This is a genomic window from Solwaraspora sp. WMMA2101 (assembly GCF_049179175.1).
GTDB lineage: Bacteria > Actinomycetota > Actinomycetes > Mycobacteriales > Micromonosporaceae > Micromonospora_E.
The window spans coordinates 3,052,681-3,071,328 of sequence record NZ_JBMHMA010000006.1 but is presented as its reverse complement, the minus strand read 5'-3'; the positions used below and the strand labels follow the sequence as shown (position 1 = coordinate 3,071,328).

Genomic DNA, 18,648 nt, shown 5'->3' with positions numbered 1-18,648 from the left:
ACATCCTAATCCCTGGGGATACGGTTCCCTCGATGGGCCAACGACATCAGGGGGTCTGATGAACGACACGCTCACGCTTCACCAGGAACTCGCCGACCGGCTTCAGCGCAGCCAGGTGCCAGCCAAGGTCATCGACCTGGCCCTCGCCGCACTCCACGGCGACGAGCCGCTCGACGCCGTCGTGCGCGGCGACGCCCTGCCCGTACCGCCCGAAACCGCAGCGGCCGACGGCAGCCGCCCGCCGCAGGCGTTCCTGGAGGAAATCCGGGTCGCCGGCTTCCGCGGCGTCGGCCAGCCCGCCACCGTCGGACTCGTGCCCAAAACCGGGCTGACCGTGTTCATCGGCCGCAACGGCTCCGGCAAATCCAGCTTCGCCGAAGCCGTCGAGTTCACACTCACCGAAGACTCCCTGCGCTGGGCGCAGCGACCGCCGGCCTTCCGCGACGGCTGGCGCAACCTGCACCACAACGGCGCACCGCTGATCCGCCTCACGATGCGGCTGGACAACGGCGAACCGGTGACGATCAACCGCACCTGGCCGGCAGGCACCACCGACCTGGCCTCCGCCACCGTCACGACGACCCAGGGAGACGCCGCGATGTCCCCCGGTCAGCTGCCGGAGTGGATCGGCCAGGCGGAACGGTACCGGCCGTTCCTCTCCGCCCGGGACCTCGAACGCATCATCACCGCCAAAACCACCGAGCTGTACGACGCCATCGCACCGATCCTCGGCCTCGCCCCGCTGCACGCCGCCGACGCCTGCCTGCAGCACAAGCGGAAGCAGTACGACGACCGCGCAAAGGCGCTCAAGGCGGACTTCGCCCAGTTACGCGCCCAGCTCGCGCAGCTCGACGACGAACGCGCCCGCGACGCCCTACGCGCCCTCGGAAGCCAGGCGGGGCGGGCTGACCTGACCGTTCTAGCCGCGCTGGCCAGCGACGAGGTCGCCGCCTCGGAAGCGGTGGCTGCCGCAGCAGCCCGGCGGCTCATCGAAGAGAAACTGCCCGACGGTCGACACGTCCTCGTCACCCTGGTCGAGGAGCACTGGGCCGCGAAGGAAGCCGCCGCCACCGACAGCGGGACGGCCCACCGGACCGCCGAACTGCTGCGCGGTGCCCTGGCGATGCACCGCGAAGGCGGCGACCGGCCCTGCCCGGTCTGCCGGGAAGGCACCCTCGACCAGGGCTGGCAGCAGCAGGCAGAGGCGGAGCTGACCCGGCTCGCCGCCCTCGCCGCAGCGGCCAGCGCAGCCCAGGACGCGTGCGCCACGGCCCTCCGTACGGCCGACACGCTGCTCAGCGACGTCCACAAGTGGCTCGACCCGGTCGCCGACGAGCTCGCCGCCCACCTGCCGGTGCAGTGCGCCGCGATGCGCGACGCCCTGGCCGGGCTCAGCCGCGACCCGGCCACCTGGGACGCCGTCCACGCAGCCCACGCCGACCTCACGGCCGCCGCGACCGACTGGCTCACCCAGCGGCACGACACCTGGCGCGAGCCCGGTGCCGCCATCCGCCGCTGGGTCGACGCCGCGACGCTGGTCCGGGGCGAGGCAGCGACCCTCGCACTGCTCACCAAGGCCCGCGAGGCGCTGGTCGACGCCACCAAGTCGATCCGCGCCGAACGGCTGGGCAACTACGCCGCGCAGTCGGACCGGGTGTGGCAGCAGCTGCGCCACGAAAGCAACGTCGAGCTGCACCAGCTGCGGATGGACGGGGTCAACACCAGCCGCAAGGTCCACTTCCCGGTCGCCGTCGACGGTGTCGAAACCGACGCGCTGGGCGTGATGAGCCAGGGCGAGTTGCACGCCCTCGGCCTGGCGGTCTTCCTGCCCCGGGCGTGCGCCGACGCCAGCCCGTACCGGTTCGTGATCATCGACGATCCGGTGCAGAGCATGGACCCGGCCAAGATCGACGGGCTCGCCGAGGTGCTCCGCGAAGTCGCCCTGACCCGGCAGGTCGTGGTGTTCACCCACGACGACCGGCTACCCGAAGCGCTCCGCCGGCTCGACGTCGAGGCCGACATCCGGGAAGTCACCCGCCGCGAAGGCTCCATCGTCGAGATACGCCGGGCCTGCGACCCCGCCGACCGCTACCTCGACGACGCCCGCGCCGTCGTCGTCGCCGACATCCCCGACGAGGCGAAAGATCTGCTGGTCGCCGGCTTCTGCCGGTCCGCGATCGAGGCAGTGAGCATGGACCGCTACCGGACCGAACAGCACCGGGCCGGTACGCCGTACCAGGCAATCCAGCAGGCGCTCGGCGATGCCCACGGTGTGAAGGAGGTGCTCAGCCTCGGACTCTTCAACCGCATCGTGCCCCGACCGGAGCTGTTCACACGCCTCGACCGGGACTACGGCCGGGACGCGTCCCGGACGGTCCAGGCGGTTGCCCGCGCGGTCCACGGATGCCCGAGCGGCATGTCGACCCGGCAGATGCTCAGGCACACCACGGCACTGGTGGAGGGGCTGCGATGAACCAGTCCGTCCACCTCGCCACCGCTGACCGGATGCTGACCACCGTGGTCCGGGGCACCCGAGGTGCCTGGCCGCGGGCGTGTGCCTGGTTGCTGCGGCACGAGCTCGAAGCAGCCATGGACCGCTACTGGGCCCGGGTCTGCCCGACGATCGGCCAGACCCGGGTGCAGCGGCCGAAGCTGCTCCTGCTCGCCCACTACGCCGGGCCGCAGCTGGCGGGCCGGGCCAGCTACCTGTGGTGGGCCCTGTCCCGAGCCGGACACCACCACCACTACGAACTCGGCGTGACCGCAGCCGAGCTGACGCGGTTTCGCACCGAACTCCTCGAAATCGTCGGGCTCCTAGACCACGCGGAGCCATCGCAACACGGACAGCGCAAGTAGGCCAGTGCTCCCGCGTCGGCGTCAGTCCAACTGGGTCACGACGTTGCCGTCGGCGTCGTGGCCGACGACGGCGGTGATGTCGGAGAGGTTCATCCCGTCGCGCTTATCCCCGTTGCGAGGCAGCCAGACCGCGTATGCGCCGACCTGGCGATTTCGGGTGGCGGGGAGCCGGTGGACAGCGGCCGTGGCGGTCTGGCCGAACATGGTCACGGACACGCTGGTCACGGCACCGCGTACGGGCCCGACCAGGATGATCTCCCGCTGCTGCGGGTCAAGCGGGGCGACGTACGGCATCGGCTTGGTGGGCAGCAGTGGTGGACCCACAGTGTCCAGAGCCTCCGGCGCCGGATCACAGAAGACGAACTCGTTCTCCTTGCCCTCCCTGCGCTTACCGTCGACGCGGGCGACGCGCACGCAAAACGCGTCTTCGGCGAGCCAGGCGGCGGTCTCCCAACCCGGTACGCGGGCATCCAACACCACGGGCTGTCCGACGGGCGGGGCCGGCGGGGGCGTCTCAGGGGCGGTAGTAGCGTCAGCGCAGCCTTGCACAGCGAGTAGCCCGGCTACGACGGTCAGGATGATGCGGGCGCGCATGCCTATAGTGTCGCCCCGCATGCTACGGCGATGGACGTCGCCAGGGTGGGTTCCCGGCCAGACCGTTGTAGCCGAGAGCTGTCGAGGTGAGGCTTACGTACGTTAAAACGCGAGTTTAAGGTATCTCAGCCTCACCTCGGCGCGATGCTGAGTTGCCGGCTGCCCCTTCCGAGCGGTAGCCAGGGTCGATCAGGTCGTGAATCTCCCCGCCACCGTCGCGTAGCTCCTCGACTGCTTCGTTCAGCCGATGGGCGTTGGCCGGGCTGGCCATCAGGTACGCGGTCTCGTTCAGCGATTCGTTCACGTGTCGAGCCGATCCTGGTTGGCGTCGTTGCCCGGTAGGAGGGCGGTGTAGGCGTCGCGGAGGGCGGTGAGGCGGACGCGGCGGAACCGGCCAGGTTCGCGGCGTCGCATCCGCTGCCCGACCTCGCTGGTGATGGTGTCGGGCGGTACTTCGTCGGCGTCGGCCGGGATGAACTTCAGCACCTCGTCGAGCGCGGCGACGGCCCGGGACAGGGCGGCCGCCGCGCGCCGCCGCAACGGGTCGGCAGCGTCCGGATCAGCAGAGTCGGCAACAGCAGCGTCCGCAGCGGCGAAGTCGGCGGGGACCAGGTCGGCGTACTGGTCGGCGACAGTGAGCCACTCGCCGGGGTCGATGAGTCGCGACGGCTCCGGTCCGCCGTACGCGAAAGCGGCGCCGGCGGCCGGGCGCACCGGCTCGGCGGGCAGCCGGAACAGGAACTCCCGGGCGGTGCCGCAGCCGGCGCAGCTGCCCTGGTAGCGGGTGGCGAGGTCGCCGTCGGCGAGCGCGACCACCTCGACCTGAGGGGTGAAGCGCGCCTCGCCGCAGTCGCACGGGTGCAGGTCGAGGTAGAGGCGCGCCTCGGCGCTGCTGCGTGCCGCCGGCAGGACGGCGCTCACAACACACCGCCGACCGTCGCCGGCACCCCGGCGACCGCCGCCGGGACTCCGGGCAGCGCTGCCGGCACCCCGCCGAGCACGGCTGGCTTTCCGGCGACCGGTGCCGGGTCGGCGACCGGGGTGAGCCGTGGCTGACCTGGGCGGACGTGGTACCGCAGCCAGTTTGCCAGCAGCCGCCGGGACGTGGCGACGATCTGCGCCTCACGCGCGTACAGGGTGGCGGTGAAGGCGTCGAGGTCGGCGTCGTGCGGGCCGATCCAGCCTTCGCGGACCAGGGCGCCGCGCCGGCTGCGGGCCAGCGCCGCGACGATGGTCGCGGTGATCTCGGGGTGGGCCTGGATCGTCCGTACGGTCGGACCGATGGCCAGCGCCTCGTTGCGGTAGACCCGGCTGTACGCCAACTCGACGACCGCCCCTTCGGTGGCGCGTGCCGGCAGCTGGTCGACCACGTCGACGTGCGAGGTGAACAGGTCGAACTCGTCGGGCAGGCCGGTGAACAGCGGGTCGACCCGGCCGGTCGGGGTGAGCCGTACCGTGTCGACGCCGAACCGGCGGCCGTGCCCGCCGATCGCCGCCCGGCCGCCGATCGACTCGGCGCGGGCCTGGTGTGACCAGCAGATGTGCAGCTCCGGTACGCCGGCGGCAGCGGCGGCGCGGAAGAACTCCTTGGTCCGGGTGATCCACGGCAGGTGTTCGTACGCGGAGTGCCCGGAGCCGCCGCCGATGACCGCGTCGGCCTCGATGGTGTCGGGCAGCGGCTGCCCGTCGGCGACGTCGACGGTGACGATCTGCGTCGGGTCCAGCCCGGTCGCTTCGGCGATCCACTGCGGATAGCTGGTGAGGCCGAGCGCGGTCAGCAGGGCGCGTTCCTGCGTGTTGACGAAGAGCAGGCGGATCCGGTCCCGGAGCCGGTGGGAGGTGCGCACGTGGTGGGGCACCTGCCGGACATTACCGGCTGGGTGGTGGTCGTCGGCCGATCGGCGGCAGGAAAGCGCTTACTCGACCCTGTCGGGTAACGGCACATTCACTGATACTGGTCGACGTGGTGATCGAACTGCCGACCGTGGACCGGCGTACGGTGTCGTTCGTCGCGCCGGACCCGCCGCGTACCGCCCCGATCACCTGGGGCCAGCGGGCACTGTGGATGGCGATCCGGCGGCACGGTGCCGGTCAGGTCATGTTCGCCCTGAAACGGTGGGTCGCCGTACCGCGCCGGGCGCAGGCCGACCCCGACCGGGTGTACGCCGCGATCGCCGCCCTCATGGCCCGGCACGCCTCGCTGCGGACCAGGTTGGCGTTGACCGGCGACGAGCCCCGCCAACTGGTCGCGGACGCGGGGGAGCTGCCGGTCCTGCTGGTGCCGACCGCACCGGGCGACGTGGTCGGCGGCGGGACGGGTGACGGGGCCGGCGACCCGGTGGCGGTCGCCCAGCGGGTCGCCGACGAGTTGGCGTCGGAGCCGTTCGCGCACGCCGACGACTGGCCGCAGCGGGTCGCCGTGGTGACCCGCGACGGCGTACCGCAGCAGGTCGTGGTCGTGTTCAGCCACACCACGGTCGACTTCCGGGCCGCCGAGCTGGTGTTGCGGGACCTGCGGCTGCTGCTCGCCCGGGGCCGCCTCGACAGTGCCCCTGGCCTACCGGCGGCCGACAGCGCCCCTGGCCTGCAGTCGGCCGACATCGCCGACCTGGAGCAGCAGGACCGGCTGCGACGGCGGTCGGCACGGGCGGCGGCGTACTGGGTCGACGTCACCCGCCGGTTGTCCCGCGACACCCGGCTGCCGGCGCGCGAGCCGCTGTCGCCCCGGTTCCGGCGCGGGGTGCTGGTCTCGGCGGCGGCCGACACGGCGGTGCGGCTGCTCGCCGTACGGCTGCGCACGACGACCTCGACGGTGCTGCTCGCCGCCGTCGCCCGAACGGTCGGGGACTGGTCCGGTAACGACCTGGTCGGCATGCACACGATGGTCAACAACCGGGTGCCCGACGGCTACCCGACGGCGATCGCGAAGCTCAACCAGTTGGCGCTGGTGCCGGTCGACCTGACCGGGGCACCGACGGTGGCGCAGCTGGTGCCCCGGGTGTGGCGGGCGGCGCTGGACGGCTACCGGCACGGCTACTACGACCCGCAGACCCTCAGCGACGCGTTCGCCGCCGCCGGGCTGCCGTACGCGACCGGGGTGAACCCGCACTGCTACCTCAACGACATCCGGCTGTCGGCCGACGACGACCTGTTCGGGCGGGACGTCACCGAATCGGCGGTTCGGGCCACGATGGCCGCGACGACCTACACGGCGACCGGCGGTTTCGTGCGCTTCACCTGGCGTACCCGGGTCGAGATCCTGGACCGGCCGGGCGCGCTGGGGCTGGCGCTGACCGCCGACACCACCTACTTCACGCTCGACGACATCGAGCGGTTCCTGCGGGAGCTGGAGGCCCACCTGGTGGACGCGGCGTTCACCGGCCCGTCGGAAGGCGAGCCGTCGGCCGACGGGCCTCGACTCGCGGAATAGTTGACGCAGCAACTATGTTTGGTCGGGTAGTCCGAGGGAACCCCATCCGGCCCTCGCCGCGAGGAGGAGCAGACCATGCAGTTCGGCGTCTTCACCGTCGGTGACGTCACCGTCGACCCGACCAACGGCCGGGAGCCGACCGAGCGTGAGCGGATCAAGGCCATGGTCGCCATCGCGCTCAAGGCCGAGGAGGTCGGCCTCGACGTCTTCGCCACCGGCGAACACCACAACCCGCCCTTCGTCCCGTCGTCGCCGACCACCATGCTCGGCTACATCGCGGCGAAGACCGAGCGGCTGCTGCTGTCCACCGCGACCACGCTGATCACCACCAACGACCCGGTGAAGATCGCCGAGGACTACGCGATGTTGCAGCACCTCGCCGACGGCCGGGTCGACCTGATGATGGGGCGCGGCAACACCGGACCCGTCTACCCGTGGTTCGGCCAGGACATCCGCAACGGCATCCCGCTGACCATCGAGAACTACGACCTGCTGCGCCGGCTGTGGCGCGAGGACGTCGTCAACTGGCAGGGCAAGTTCCGTACCCCGCTGCAGAGCTTCACCTCGACGCCGCGCCCGCTCGACGACGTACCGCCGTTCGTCTGGCACGGCTCGATCCGCAGCCCGGAGATCGCCGAACAGGCCGCCTACTACGGTGACGGCTTCTTCGCCAACCACATCTTCTGGCCCAAGGAGCACACGCAGCGGATGGTCGGCCTCTACCGCGAACGGTTCGCCCACTACGGCCACGGCACCGCCGACCAGGCGATCGTCGGCCTCGGCGGGCAGGTGTTCATGCGCCGCAACTCGCAGGACGCCGTCCGCGAGTTCCGGCCGTACTTCGACAACGCCCCGGTGTACGGGCACGGTCCGTCGTTGGAGGACTTCAGCTCGCAGACGCCGCTCACGGTCGGCAGCCCGCAGCAGGTCATCGACCGTACGCTGGCCTTCCGCGAGTACGTCGGCGACTACCAGCGGCAGCTGTTCCTGATCGACCACGCCGGCCTGCCACTCAAGACCGTCCTGGAGCAGCTGGACATGCTCGGCGAGGAGGTCGTGCCGGTGCTGCGCCGCGAGTTCGCCATCGGCCGGCCGGCGCACGTACCCGACGCACCCACCCACGCCTCGCTCGTCGCCGCCGCCGAGGCACCGGCCGGTGCCACGGCCGACCACGCCGACGCCGCTGCGACCCCGGCGGCGGTGTGACGATGCCGGACCGACGCCGCCTGGCGGTGGTCACCGCCGGCGTGAGCCAGCCGTCGACCAGCCGGCTGCTCGCCGACCAGCTCGCCGCGGCCGCCCGCGCCGAGCTGGTCGGCCTCGGCACCGAGGTCGAGACCACCGTCGTCGAGGTACGCGACCACGCCCACGAGGTCGTCGACAACACGCTGACCGGCTTTCCCGCCCCGGCGCTGAAGCAGGCGCTGGACGCGGTGGCGGCGGCGGACGGGCTGATCGCGGTCAGCCCGGTCTTCAACGCCTCGTACAGCGGACTGTTCAAGGCATTCTTCGACGTACTGCCGGAGGGTGCGCTGACCGACAAGCCGGTGCTGATCGGAGCCACCGGCGGCACCGCCCGGCACTCGCTCGCCGCCGACCACGCGTTTCGGCCGATGTTCGCCTACCTGCGCGCGGTGGTCGTGCCGACGGCGGTGTTCGCCGCCCCGGAGGACTGGGCCGGTGCCGGCGAGGGCGAGGGCAGTGGGCCGGGTGGGGCGTTGCGTCGGCGGGTCGTCCGGGCCGGGCAGGAACTGGCCCGCGAGGTGCACCGGCGGGAGCCGGCGCAGGTGGCGGACCCGTTCGCCCTGAGCACCGACTTCGCACAACTGCGGGCCAATTCGACATCGACGTGAATTTCCGTTAGCGCCAAGCCTTCCTGAGCGCAAGAGGGGCAGCGCGACTATGTGCACTGTCGCTATAGTCGCGGCTTCCCCCCCCGCACTCAGGAGCAGGATGAAGCTGAATACTGCAAGCTGGGCCGGATCGGTGCCGGCGCGATCATCGCCGGTGCCGCCGCCGTCGCGGTCGGGCCGGCGCGGCACCCGGTGACGCCGGCACGCTGCGCGTGACGATCAGCTCCGCCGAGGAGGACGCCAACCCCGGCGACAACACCGAGACGATCCCGGTGACCGTGCTGGGCTCCGGCCCTGACCTGGTGGCCGTGGGACTACTTCCTGAGGACGGCGGCCACTTCTGTCCGGGAACATTGTCTCCTGACCAGGGCTGACCGGCCGCCCTCCCGGAGTGGGAGCAGGGCGTCGGACCTGAGCAGGATGCATCGGTTGAAGTGAACGACCACCATCAACGGTATGTCGAACATTTTCCGGACAATGAGGATCGTGGCCACCAGCGCGACGCTGGTGGCCACGATCGCTGTCGTACCCGCATCTGCGGCAGCGCAGCCCGGTCCGTCCACCGGTCCGTCCACCGGTCCCTCCGCGACAGGATCATCGGCCAGCGGCCCGGCTGCTGGCGGGCTCGACCGGGCCGCGCTGCGGGCCGCGCTCGCTGACGTGCCCGAAGCCGGCGTACCCGGCGTGCTGGCCGCCGTCCGCGACGGCCGATACGACTGGCGTGACGCCGCCGGCCAGGCGTACCTGAACAAACTGCGACCGATGCAGCCGCAGTCGCGGCACCGCATCGGCAGCGTCACCAAGACGTTCGTCGCCACCACCGTGCTGCAGCTCGTCGACGAGGGCCGGCTCGGCCTCGACGACCCGATCGGGCAGTGGCTGCCCGAGACCGTACCCGGTGAGCTCGGTGCCGCCGTGACCGTACGGATGCTGCTCAACCACACCAGCGGCATCGGCAACTACACCAACGCGATGGTCGACTCGTACGCGGCGATCGACCAGATGCAGGTCACCACGTACCCGCCGGCGGACCTGGTCGCGATCGGGCTGGCCATGCCGCCGACCAACGCTCCGGGCGCGGCGTTCAGCTACTCCAACACCAACTACGTCCTGGCCGGACTGCTGATCGAGCAGGTCACCGGCAACGACCCGGCCGCCGAGGTGCAGCGACGAATCCTGCGGCCGCTGAAGCTCACCGGCACGTCCTTGCCCGGCGCCGATCCGACGATCCGCGGCCCGCACGGCGGCGCCTACTTCGCCCCGTTCGGCGCCCGCGACCTCAGCGAGTTCAACATGAGCTGGGCGTGGACGGCCGGCGAGATGATCTCCACGACGACCGACCTGAACACGTTCTTCCGGGCCCTGCTCAGCGGTCACCTGCTCAGCCCGGCCACTCTCGACGAGATGCTCACCACCGTGCCGTTCCTGCCGGAGCTGCCGCAGGCCGGCGGTTACGGTCTCGGCATCTACTCGATGCCGACCCCGTGCGGCGAGTTCTGGGGCCACGACGGCGCGGTGTTCGGCAATCTGACCTACTCGCTGCACAGCCGTGACGGCGCCCGCCAGGTGTCGACCGGCATCAACATCAGCCACTACCAGCTCGGCCTGCCGGACGCGCACCCGATCGACATCGCCTGGCAGACGTTCCTACTCACCGCGATGTGCCCGACCGGTGACGTCGCCGGCCGCTCGGCTGAGACGGTGCTGCAGCTGCCCAGCGTGACCCGGATGCCCGGCAACGACGCGGTGGTGCCGGTCGGATAGCCGCACGTCAGCAGAGGTCGTACTCAGCTGGGGAGGTGTTGAGCACCCAGGCGAGCGGCATGGTTGCCTTGGCCTGGTAGCGACCCCCGTCATTTCGGAACATCGTCACGGTCTGTCCCGGGTCCTGGCCGATCGTCCAGTACTGCGGGATGCCGGCACCGGCGTACTCGGCCGGCTTCGCGACGGTGTCCGTGGCCTCGGATCCGGGAGAAATGATCTCGACTACCAGCAGGACATCGTCGACTGACAGCCACACGCCGTCGGCCTGCGCCTTGCTCCAGACAACCAGGTCGGGAATGCGGCCACCGACGGTGCCAGCGCCCCCAGGTATGCGTAGGCCGACGGTCTGGGCAATGCGGTCGGCGTGAATGCCGGCGGCGAGTAGCCAGCCGGTGAGCCGAGTGGCGATGACCGCGTGCAGGTACCCGGCCGGTGGCATGACCGACAGCACTCCCTCGGGGCTGATCTCGTACCGATGGTGCTCGTCCTCGGCCATCATCGCGGTGAGGTCGTCGAGCGTGATTACCGAGGGCATGTGCCGGCCGACGGCTTCTGCGCTCATGTCGCCCATCGTAACGGACCACGCCGGCCCGGCGGCGGCCATCGGGCGGGGACAGTGTCCTGGTGAAGCCGGGACACTGTCCCTGTCCGCCGGGACGACCCGCCCGACACCGTGTGCGCCACAGGAAGCGGGCCAGGCAACGGCCCGCCTTGCCGAAGGAGCATGTGGTGCGTACCAGACAGAGACCGCGCGGGCCCGGACGGCCCGGCACCGGTCGGTGGGGGCGCGGCGTCGCCGCCGTCCTCGCCGGGCTGATGGTGGTGACGGCGCAACAGACACCGGTACGGGCGGCGGACCCGGTGGCGTTCGACGAGAGCCGGGCACAGGCGGCGCTGTTCGCCGCCGCCGTCGCGTTGACCGGCCCGGACACCGCCGGGCTGAAGAACGCCCTGATCACCGCCGAGTTGCTGGACTGGCGGGCCGCCAACCCGGCCGCCAGCAGCGGCGACGTGGCCGCGCACGCGGCGACCGTGCGGACCCTGGCCGACCAGGCCGTACCGGACGGTCGGGGCGACCAGCAGACCCGGTTCGCGCTGGCCTCGGCGGTGCTGGCGAGGTTCGCCGCCGAGGGCAGCCCGGCCACGGTGGACGGTCCGGCGGTCCGGGCGTTCCTGACCAGCACCGTCGGCACCGAAGGCGCCAACGTGGTGCAGAACGCGCTGGACCTGATCCGGGGCGGCTACCAGGACGCCGCCTGGAACACCCAGGTCCGTGACGTCGCCGGCGCGACCTGGCGGACCCTGCACCAGCGGGCAGCCACCGACGACGCCCTGGCCGCCGGCTGGGACGCGGCGTTCGCCGCCCGCACCGGCACCGGGGTACGGGCCGACGAGTCGACCCTGCTGGCCGTGCAGGTGCACCCGCCGAGGTCCGGCAACCCCGGCACGCTCGGCCACTACGTACCGATGGCGTCGCTGCGGGCCGCGAGCGGTGCCGCCGCCACCTACCAGGCGCTGGTCGAACAGCAGGCCACCCGGGTGTTGACGGTGCTGCACGCCGACGGCGACACCCGGATCACCGAAGTGGTCGCCTACTCCACCACGTACGTGCTCAACCAGGATCCGAAGCCGGACGCCGCCACCCGCGAGGCCGAACGGATCAAGACCGAGAGCAACAAGAAGATCTTCGAAGGTCTCGGTGAGACGGTCAACGTGCTGTCCACCCTGATGGGCTTCGTCGACCCACGCTTCGGCAAGCAGCTGCAGACCATCGGCAAGGCGGTGGTCACCTCGGTCACCGCGATCAACTCGTACCTGACGACGGTGCTCGGGCAGGGGTTGACAGCGGCGGCGACCGCGATGGGCACCGCGGTGCTCACCGGCAACCTGCTCGGCGCGGCGATGAGCCTGGTCACCCTCTTCACCGGCGGCGGACCCGACCCCAACACGCTCATCCTCGGCGAGATCGCCAACCTGAAGAAGCAGATCAACCAGCTCGCCGTGGGGATGACCCAGCGGTTCGACCGGATCGAGACCGCGCTGAACACGATGTACACCGACCTGGTGGGCATGCTGACCGAGCTGACCCGCTCGGTCGCGGAGGTCCGCGCCCGGATCGGCCACATCGCCACCCAGTTGCAGGTCGTCGAACGCAAGATCGACTCACTGGCGCTGGCGGTTCACGTCGCCCTGCAGAACATCGCGAAGTCCGAGCTCAACACGGTGATCACCACGTACGTGCACCACAAGGAGATCGCCGGGGTGCCGATCCCGGACTACGACACCATCTACTACCCGAAAGCAGAGTCACCCACATTCAAGTTCGCCACCGTCGACGCCCTGGGTGAGGGGACGTACACCGCGCCGGCCGGTACCAGCCTGGCCGACCCGGTCGCGGTGCTCGACACCTACCTGCCCGAAGGGGCGATCAACTACCTGACCAGCTGGGCCAACGAGCGGATCGAACCGGACCTGCCCAACGAGCGGGTGGCCAACCCGGCGGCGTGGAGCACCGCCGCGCGGACCTACAACATCCTGCAACTGGAGAACCCGCAGTACGCGGCCCGGGTGAGCAGTGCCCGCGCGGACGCGGTGGCCAAGACCGGGGAGGACATCAACGACCTGGTACGGCAGTTCAGCGCCCCCGGCGACGACGGTGCCACCAACGAGCTGTTCGACACCCTGGTCCAGGACTACCGCACCGCGTTGACCGCCTGGGCCGCCCAGGTGAAGGAGATCGAGGCGGCGGTGAGGTGGAACGGCCACGACGTGCCGCTGCCGCAGTACGACCTGTGGGGCACCGCCGACCAGGCGGTCGCGACCCGCATCCCGGAGACGTCGACGATGTCGTCCTGCTCCGGCACCCAGGGCACCCGGTCCGTACCGGCGACGCTGCTGCGGGCAACCCTGCCCAACGCGTACCACCTGGCCGACCACGGCCTGCCGACCGCCCAGCGGCCCCAGTTCCACACCTGCTACGAGGCGAACTTCGTCAACGTCGTCGAGAACGAAGGCCCGCGGTTCCACACCACCAGCGGCGACCTGCAGGTCACCGTACGGTCGCGGGTCAAATGGCGCGGCGGTGACTGGCAGGTGGCGCAGTCCGCGACCAAGGTCTTCCCGGTCGGCGTCTACTGCTCCTGGGACGTACGGTCCCCGGTGCCCAGCGGCTACTGCCGCGACGAGGTCTACTACCTCAACCAGCTGTGGAATGCCAGCTACCGGGCGAGTTTCGAGACCGCCCCGGTCGCCCCGGTCGCCGCCGCGACGACCACCGCCCGGGCCAAGGCCGCCGCCATGCTCGCCGGCCGGCAGCGCTTCTTCTACCGGGTGCTGGTCGACGGCAGCGGCATCACCCCGCCGGCCGGCGGACACAGCTGGGACAACTCGCGGATCCTCTGGGAACGCGGCCGCGACGTCACCAGGGCCGTCCGGATGCTGCAGGCGTACTCCGAGCTGGGTTGGGCCGGCGCGCTGGAGTCCGACGACGCGATGAACGGCATGCTGTTCGGCACCCGGGCGCTGCCCAGCGACTGGACCCGGCCCCGCACCGACACCAGCCAGGCGCCCAACCAGCACTTCTCCAACGCCTTCCGGCACGCGCTGGGCAACTACGACAACTGCCGGCAGGGGCAGGTGTGGGACCCCTGCGCCGACGACATGTCCGGGTTCGACCCCCGGACCAATCAGCCGCAGTACGGCAGCGCCTGCCCACTGACCGACACGCCCGATCGGCCACGGGACACGATCGCCGGCTGCCTGTTCAGCGTCGGCAACATCCGGGTCGGGCTGCTCGCCGACCGGTACGCGTACTGGTCGGGGCGGATCGCGGCCGGCAGCCACGTCGAAGGCCTGCCGAAGGTGACGGCGCTGGTCGATCACACCCGGGCCGTCGACGCCAACCTGCACTGACGGCCCGACCGGCCGGGGTGGGTCGGGACGACCGGGGGGCGTCCCGACCCGCCCCCGCCCAGCACAATCGACATACGATCTTGACCGAGGAGTTTCCGATGACTCTGGACAGTGGTGCCGGACCGGACGGCCGGATCCTGCTGATCGCCGCCGACGACACCTTCGCGCACACCTACGCCGACCTGGCGGAGCTGCTCGCGGAGCCGGCTGACGGCGACAAGTTCGGCGGTGCTGTCGAGTTCTTCGACACCACCGGCCGCCGACTCGCGCCGGTGTTCGACGCACAGTGGCAGCTGACCGGGCTGGCCCCGGCCGGCGGGCCGGTCGACCCGACGGCCGTGCAGCAGCGGCTGCAGGCCGTCCGCGACCACGTCGAAGGGTTCCTGCTGCGCCACCCGGAAGTGGCGGCCCAGGCCCGGCTCAGCGTCGCCGAGGCGGTAGCGACCCTGCCGCAGCTCGGTGCGAGCCTGACCGACGACATCGACCTGATGCCGTGGCATCAGCACGGCAACCGGGGCAACTTCCTGCACAACGCGATGCACGCCGCCGGATGGGCGACGCACTGACCGGCCCTCGCCCGGGCCGTCGCCGCTGGCTGACCGCCGGGGCGACGGCCGCCGTCGCGGTGCTCACCGTGGCCGGACTGCTGCTGCAGCGGGACGCGGCCCTGATCGGACCCGGCGCGCTGACAGCGGCCGTCGCGGCCGCGTTCACCGCGCTCGGCGCACTGGTGCTCGCCGGCGTCCCCGCCCACCCCGTCGGGCGGCTGATGCTCGCCGCCGGCGCACTGTCCACCGTCGAACTGGTCGCGTTGAGCTGGTCGTCGTGGCTGCCGGCGGCCTGGACGGCACAGTGGCTGTGGTGGCCCCCGTACACCCTGGTCTTTCTCGCCCTGCTGCTGTTCCCCGACGGACGGCTGCCGGGCCGGCGGTGGTGGGCCGTCGCCGGCGTGCTGGCCGGCGGCGGCGCGGTGGCCACCGTGGCGTTCGCCGTCGCCGCCGTCGACGCGCCGTTCGACCTGCTGCTGCGCGGCGAGACCGCCGCGACCGGCCGGTCGCAGCTGCTGGTACGGGTGGCGCTGCTGGCGATCGCCGGGCAGTTGCTGGCGGTGACGGCGGTGCTGGTGTCGCTGGCCGGGCGGTGGCGGCGGGCCACCGGGGTGACCCGCCAGCAGCTGGCCTGCCTGCTGGTGGCCGGCGCGGTGTTCCTGCTCGGTCTGGTGCTCGACGGGCTGAACCTGACCGGTGCCTGGGTGCTGATGGTCGTCGCCATCCCCGCCGGGCTGACCCTGGCGGTGCTGCGCTACCGGCTCTACCAGCTGGAACAGGTGATCAACCGGGCACTGGTGTGGACGGTGATGAGCCTGCTGGTGATCGCCGGGTTCGTCGCCGTCGTCGCGCTGCTGCGTGACGTCCTGCTCGCCGGGGACACGTCGACGGCGTCACTGGCGGCCACCGGACTGATCGCGGTGACCTTCGAACCGCTGCGGCACCGGGTGCAGCGCGGCGTCAACCGGCTGCTGTACGGCGAGCGCGACGACCCGTACGGGGTGTTGACCCGGCTCGGCGGGCTACTGGCCGACACGGTGCAGCCCGACGCCGTACCGGCGTTGTTGATCGGCACCATCGCCCGGTCGCTGCAGGTGCCCTATGTCGCCGTCGAGGTCGACGAGCCGGCCGGCGCCGTGGCCGTCGACGAGCCGGCCGGCGCCGAGCTGACCGAGGCGGTGCACGGCCAGCCGACCGGGTCGGTCGAACGCTTCGACATGGTCAACCACGGTGAACGGGTCGGTCAGCTGGTGGTGGCGCACCGGCGCCCCGGCGAGCGGTTCACCCCGGTGGAACACCGGCTGCTGGGCGACGTGGCCCGGCACGCGGCGGTCGCGGTGGCCACCGCCCGGCTGATCCGCGACCTGCGGGACTCCCGCGAGCGCCTGGTCCTGGCCCGCGAGGAGGAACGCCGCCGGCTGCGCCGGGACCTGCACGACGGTCTCGGTCCGACCTTCGCCGGCATGTCCATGCAGGTACGGGCGGCCAGCAGAATGGCTGGCGGTACGCCGCGCCTGGCGGCGATCCTCGACGGGCTCGCCGAGGACCTGCGGTCCGGTACGGCCGAGGTGCGCCGGCTCGTCGACCAGCTCCGACCGGCCGCGCTCGACCAGGGGCTCGCGTCGGCGCTGCGGGCCGAGTGTCAGCGTTTCGACGGTGCGACCCTGCGGGTACGGCTGACCCTCGGCGACGACCTGCGGGAACTGCCGGCGGCGGTGGAGGTGGCGGCGTACCGGATCGTCACCGAGGCCCTGTCGAACGTGGCCCGGCACGCCGGTGCCGGCCGCTGCGAGGTCCGGGTCGGCCGCGACGGCGGTACGTTGCGGGTCGAGGTGGTCGACGACGGGATCGGCGCGGCCCGGCCCCGGCCCGGCGGGGTCGGGCTGGAGTCGATCCGGCAGCGGGCCGCCGAACTGGGCGGCGGCTGCGAGATCGGCGACGGACCGGACGGCGGGACCGTGGTCCGGGTGACCCTGCCGGTGCCGCACCGGATCTGATGGGAGGCCACGTGGACGATGCTGCGCCGGGCGGGCCGGACCTGGCCCGGGTGTTGATCGTGGACGACCATCCGGTGGTCCGCCGGGGCCTGCGGGCGATGCTCGACGGCGAGCCGTGGGTAGCGCGGGTGCTGGAAGCGGCGTCCTGCGCCGACGCGCTCGCCACAGTCGCCCACGAACAGGTCACCGTGGTCGCGATGGACATCGCCCTGCCCGACGGCGACGGGGTGCAGGCCGCCGCGCGGATCCTGCGGCACCGACCGGGTACGGCGGTGCTGATGCTGACGATGGCCGACGACGACGCGCTGGTCGCCCGCGCACTGCAGGCCGGTGCCCGGGGTTACCTGCTCAAGGACACCGACCCGGACGTGGTGGTCGACGCGCTGCGGACGGTCGCCGCCGGTGGGCTGGTGCTCGGCCCGGGGGTCCGGCTGACGGGCCTGGCCGACCCGGCCCCGGCAGGCCTGCCGGGCCTGACCGGCCGGTCGCCGGCAGGTTCGGCGGGTTCGGCGGCGCGGTTGCCGTCGCCGTTGCACCAGCTCACCGCGCGGGAACGGGAAATCCTGCGGCACATCGCCGCAGGCGAAGGCAACGCGCAGATCGCCCGGCGGTTCGGGGTCAGCGACAAGACGGTACGCAACCAGGTGTCGGCCGTCTTCGCCAAGCTCGGGGTGAGCGACCGGGTACAGGCGGCGCTGCTGGCCCGCGACGCCGGGATGACGCCGCCGGGCCGTCAGGTTCAGTGACGCGGCAGCAGAGTCAGCACCTGGGTGCGGTCGATCAACGAGTCCTCGGCGGCACCCGTGGCGACTTCGTAGCTGACGATCGGGGCGAGCCGGTCGAGTCCGCCGTGACCGCGGCCCGGATCCCCCACCAGCACGTGCACGCCGCGGTCGGCGAGCCGGTCGAGGAACGGCAGGACCCGGGTGGCGAGTTCGGTGTTGTACAGCGCGTCGCCGACCAGCACCAGGTCCACCTCGGCGACGGTGCCGTCGAGCAGGTCGTCGACCGTGGTGGTGAGCACGACGTCGTTCACCACGGCGTTGAGCGCGATCGCGGTCGCCGCGTACGGGTCGATGTCGTTGGCGGTGACCGTCGCGGCACCGGCCATGGCCGCCGCGATCGCGACCAGACCGGACCCGGAAGCAAGATCGAGGACCCGCCGCCCGGCGGCCACCTCGCGATGGTCGAGCAGGTAGCGGGCCAATGCCTGGCCACCCGCCCAGGCCGAGGCCCAGTACGGCGGCGGAAGCCGGTGGCCGGCGGCGGCTTCCAGCCGGGCCCACAGCAGCGTCGGATCGTCGGCGAGGAAGAGCCGGATCTCGGCCGCGAGCGGCACACTGGTCAGCCGGAGCTGGTCCGCGCCGCCGGTGTCGGTGCCGGCGGCATCGTGGAAGAGTTGCCGTTGCAGGGGGTCAGGGGAAGGCCCGCCCTGGGACGACGACGCCGTCGACGGCCGCGTCCCAAGGGACGGGGACAACCTCAGATCACCCGGATGTTGGCCGCCTGCAGGCCCTTCTGCCCCTGCTCGACGTCGAACTCCACCCGCTGGTTCTCTTCGAGGGTGCGGAATCCGCTGGACGCAATCGCGGTGAAGTGGGCGAAGACGTCGGCTTCGCCGCTGTCCTGGGTGATGAAGCCGAAGCCCTTGTCAGCGTTGAACCACTTCACGGTGCCGGTTGCCATGTCTACTC

Annotated in this window: 18 protein-coding genes; 11 read left to right on the top strand and 7 right to left on the bottom strand. The window is 71.8% G+C overall.

Annotated features, from left to right (window positions below; translation table 11 throughout):
- Positions 1–58: 58 nt before the first annotated feature.
- Both ACN28F_RS14760 and ACN28F_RS14755 read left to right on the top strand, forming a co-directional pair.
- On the top strand, positions 59–2,473 hold the full coding sequence (locus tag ACN28F_RS14760) for an AAA family ATPase (protein WP_421358238.1): 2,415 nt from the start codon (positions 59–61) through the stop codon (positions 2,471–2,473).
- Positions 2,470–2,856: a hypothetical protein gene (locus ACN28F_RS14755; RefSeq protein WP_282224862.1), complete on the top strand. Its 387-nt coding sequence runs from the start codon at positions 2,470–2,472 to the stop codon at positions 2,854–2,856. The genes ACN28F_RS14760 and ACN28F_RS14755 overlap by 4 nt, the downstream gene beginning before the upstream one ends.
- A gap of 21 nt (positions 2,857–2,877) precedes the next feature.
- Here ACN28F_RS14755 and ACN28F_RS14750 read toward each other — a convergent pair whose 3' ends face one another.
- From ACN28F_RS14750 to ACN28F_RS14735, 4 genes are all read right to left on the bottom strand, one after another.
- Positions 2,878–3,450 (bottom strand): hypothetical protein, encoded by a 573-nt coding sequence (locus ACN28F_RS14750; protein ID WP_421358237.1) that lies wholly within the window; start codon positions 3,448–3,450, stop codon positions 2,878–2,880.
- Positions 3,451–3,565: 115 nt separating this feature from the next.
- Positions 3,566–3,754, bottom strand: coding sequence for a hypothetical protein (locus tag ACN28F_RS14745; protein ID WP_289208538.1), 189 nt, complete (start codon positions 3,752–3,754; stop codon positions 3,566–3,568).
- Complete coding sequence (locus ACN28F_RS14740; RefSeq protein WP_289208537.1) at positions 3,751–4,371, bottom strand: hypothetical protein; 621 nt, start codon at positions 4,369–4,371, stop codon at positions 3,751–3,753. Before ACN28F_RS14740 ends, ACN28F_RS14745 begins: the two co-directional genes overlap by 4 nt.
- Entirely contained in the window at positions 4,368–5,297 is a 930-nt protein-coding gene (locus ACN28F_RS14735; protein ID WP_289208536.1) for a type 1 glutamine amidotransferase, read from the bottom strand. The genes ACN28F_RS14740 and ACN28F_RS14735 overlap by 4 nt, the downstream gene beginning before the upstream one ends.
- A 116-nt stretch (positions 5,298–5,413) precedes the next feature.
- Here ACN28F_RS14735 and ACN28F_RS14730 point away from each other — a divergent pair, with 116 nt between their 5' ends.
- From ACN28F_RS14730 to ACN28F_RS14710, 5 genes are all read left to right on the top strand, one after another.
- Entirely contained in the window at positions 5,414–6,880 is a 1,467-nt protein-coding gene (locus ACN28F_RS14730) for a condensation domain-containing protein (RefSeq protein WP_421358235.1), read from the top strand.
- 75 nt (positions 6,881–6,955) lie between these two features.
- Positions 6,956–8,086 (top strand): LLM class flavin-dependent oxidoreductase, encoded by a 1,131-nt coding sequence (locus tag ACN28F_RS14725; protein WP_421358234.1) that lies wholly within the window; start codon positions 6,956–6,958, stop codon positions 8,084–8,086.
- A gap of 2 nt (positions 8,087–8,088) precedes the next feature.
- Positions 8,089–8,733, top strand: coding sequence for a CE1759 family FMN reductase (locus tag ACN28F_RS14720; protein ID WP_289208533.1), 645 nt, complete (start codon positions 8,089–8,091; stop codon positions 8,731–8,733).
- Between the two features lie 212 nt (positions 8,734–8,945).
- Complete coding sequence (locus ACN28F_RS14715) at positions 8,946–9,107, top strand: hypothetical protein (protein WP_289208532.1); 162 nt, start codon at positions 8,946–8,948, stop codon at positions 9,105–9,107.
- A gap of 112 nt (positions 9,108–9,219) precedes the next feature.
- Positions 9,220–10,497: a serine hydrolase domain-containing protein gene (locus ACN28F_RS14710; protein ID WP_421358233.1), complete on the top strand. Its 1,278-nt coding sequence runs from the start codon at positions 9,220–9,222 to the stop codon at positions 10,495–10,497.
- Positions 10,498–10,504: 7 nt separating this feature from the next.
- On the opposite strand, the gene ACN28F_RS14705 is transcribed toward ACN28F_RS14710, so the two are convergent.
- Positions 10,505–11,101 carry a Uma2 family endonuclease gene (locus ACN28F_RS14705; RefSeq protein ID WP_421358231.1) on the bottom strand — a complete coding sequence of 199 codons (597 nt, stop codon included), beginning with the start codon at positions 11,099–11,101 and terminating at the stop codon, positions 10,505–10,507.
- A 125-nt stretch (positions 11,102–11,226) separates the two neighbouring features.
- On the opposite strand from ACN28F_RS14705, the gene ACN28F_RS14700 reads away from it, so the two are divergent.
- The 4 genes from ACN28F_RS14700 (at position 11,227) to ACN28F_RS14685 (ending at position 17,700) form a co-directional block, all read left to right on the top strand.
- On the top strand, positions 11,227–14,409 hold the full coding sequence (locus ACN28F_RS14700) for a hypothetical protein (protein ID WP_421358229.1): 3,183 nt from the start codon (positions 11,227–11,229) through the stop codon (positions 14,407–14,409).
- Between the two features lie 98 nt (positions 14,410–14,507).
- Positions 14,508–14,975 carry a hypothetical protein gene (locus ACN28F_RS14695; RefSeq protein WP_421358228.1) on the top strand — a complete coding sequence of 156 codons (468 nt, stop codon included), beginning with the start codon at positions 14,508–14,510 and terminating at the stop codon, positions 14,973–14,975.
- A complete protein-coding gene (locus ACN28F_RS14690; protein ID WP_421358227.1) occupies positions 14,960–16,954 on the top strand; it encodes a sensor histidine kinase in 1,995 nt (664 codons plus the stop codon). Before ACN28F_RS14695 ends, ACN28F_RS14690 begins: the two co-directional genes overlap by 16 nt.
- An 11-nt stretch (positions 16,955–16,965) precedes the next feature.
- Positions 16,966–17,700 (top strand): response regulator, encoded by a 735-nt coding sequence (locus tag ACN28F_RS14685; protein WP_421358225.1) that lies wholly within the window; start codon positions 16,966–16,968, stop codon positions 17,698–17,700.
- Here the strand turns inward: ACN28F_RS14685 and ACN28F_RS14680 are convergent.
- Both ACN28F_RS14680 and ACN28F_RS14675 read right to left on the bottom strand, forming a co-directional pair.
- Positions 17,694–18,365, bottom strand: coding sequence for a class I SAM-dependent methyltransferase (locus tag ACN28F_RS14680; RefSeq protein ID WP_289210756.1), 672 nt, complete (start codon positions 18,363–18,365; stop codon positions 17,694–17,696). The genes ACN28F_RS14685 and ACN28F_RS14680 overlap by 7 nt on opposite strands.
- Before the next feature lie 71 nt (positions 18,366–18,436).
- Positions 18,437–18,640 (bottom strand): cold-shock protein, encoded by a 204-nt coding sequence (locus ACN28F_RS14675; RefSeq protein WP_282224881.1) that lies wholly within the window; start codon positions 18,638–18,640, stop codon positions 18,437–18,439.
- Between the last annotated feature and the right edge of the window lie 8 nt (positions 18,641–18,648).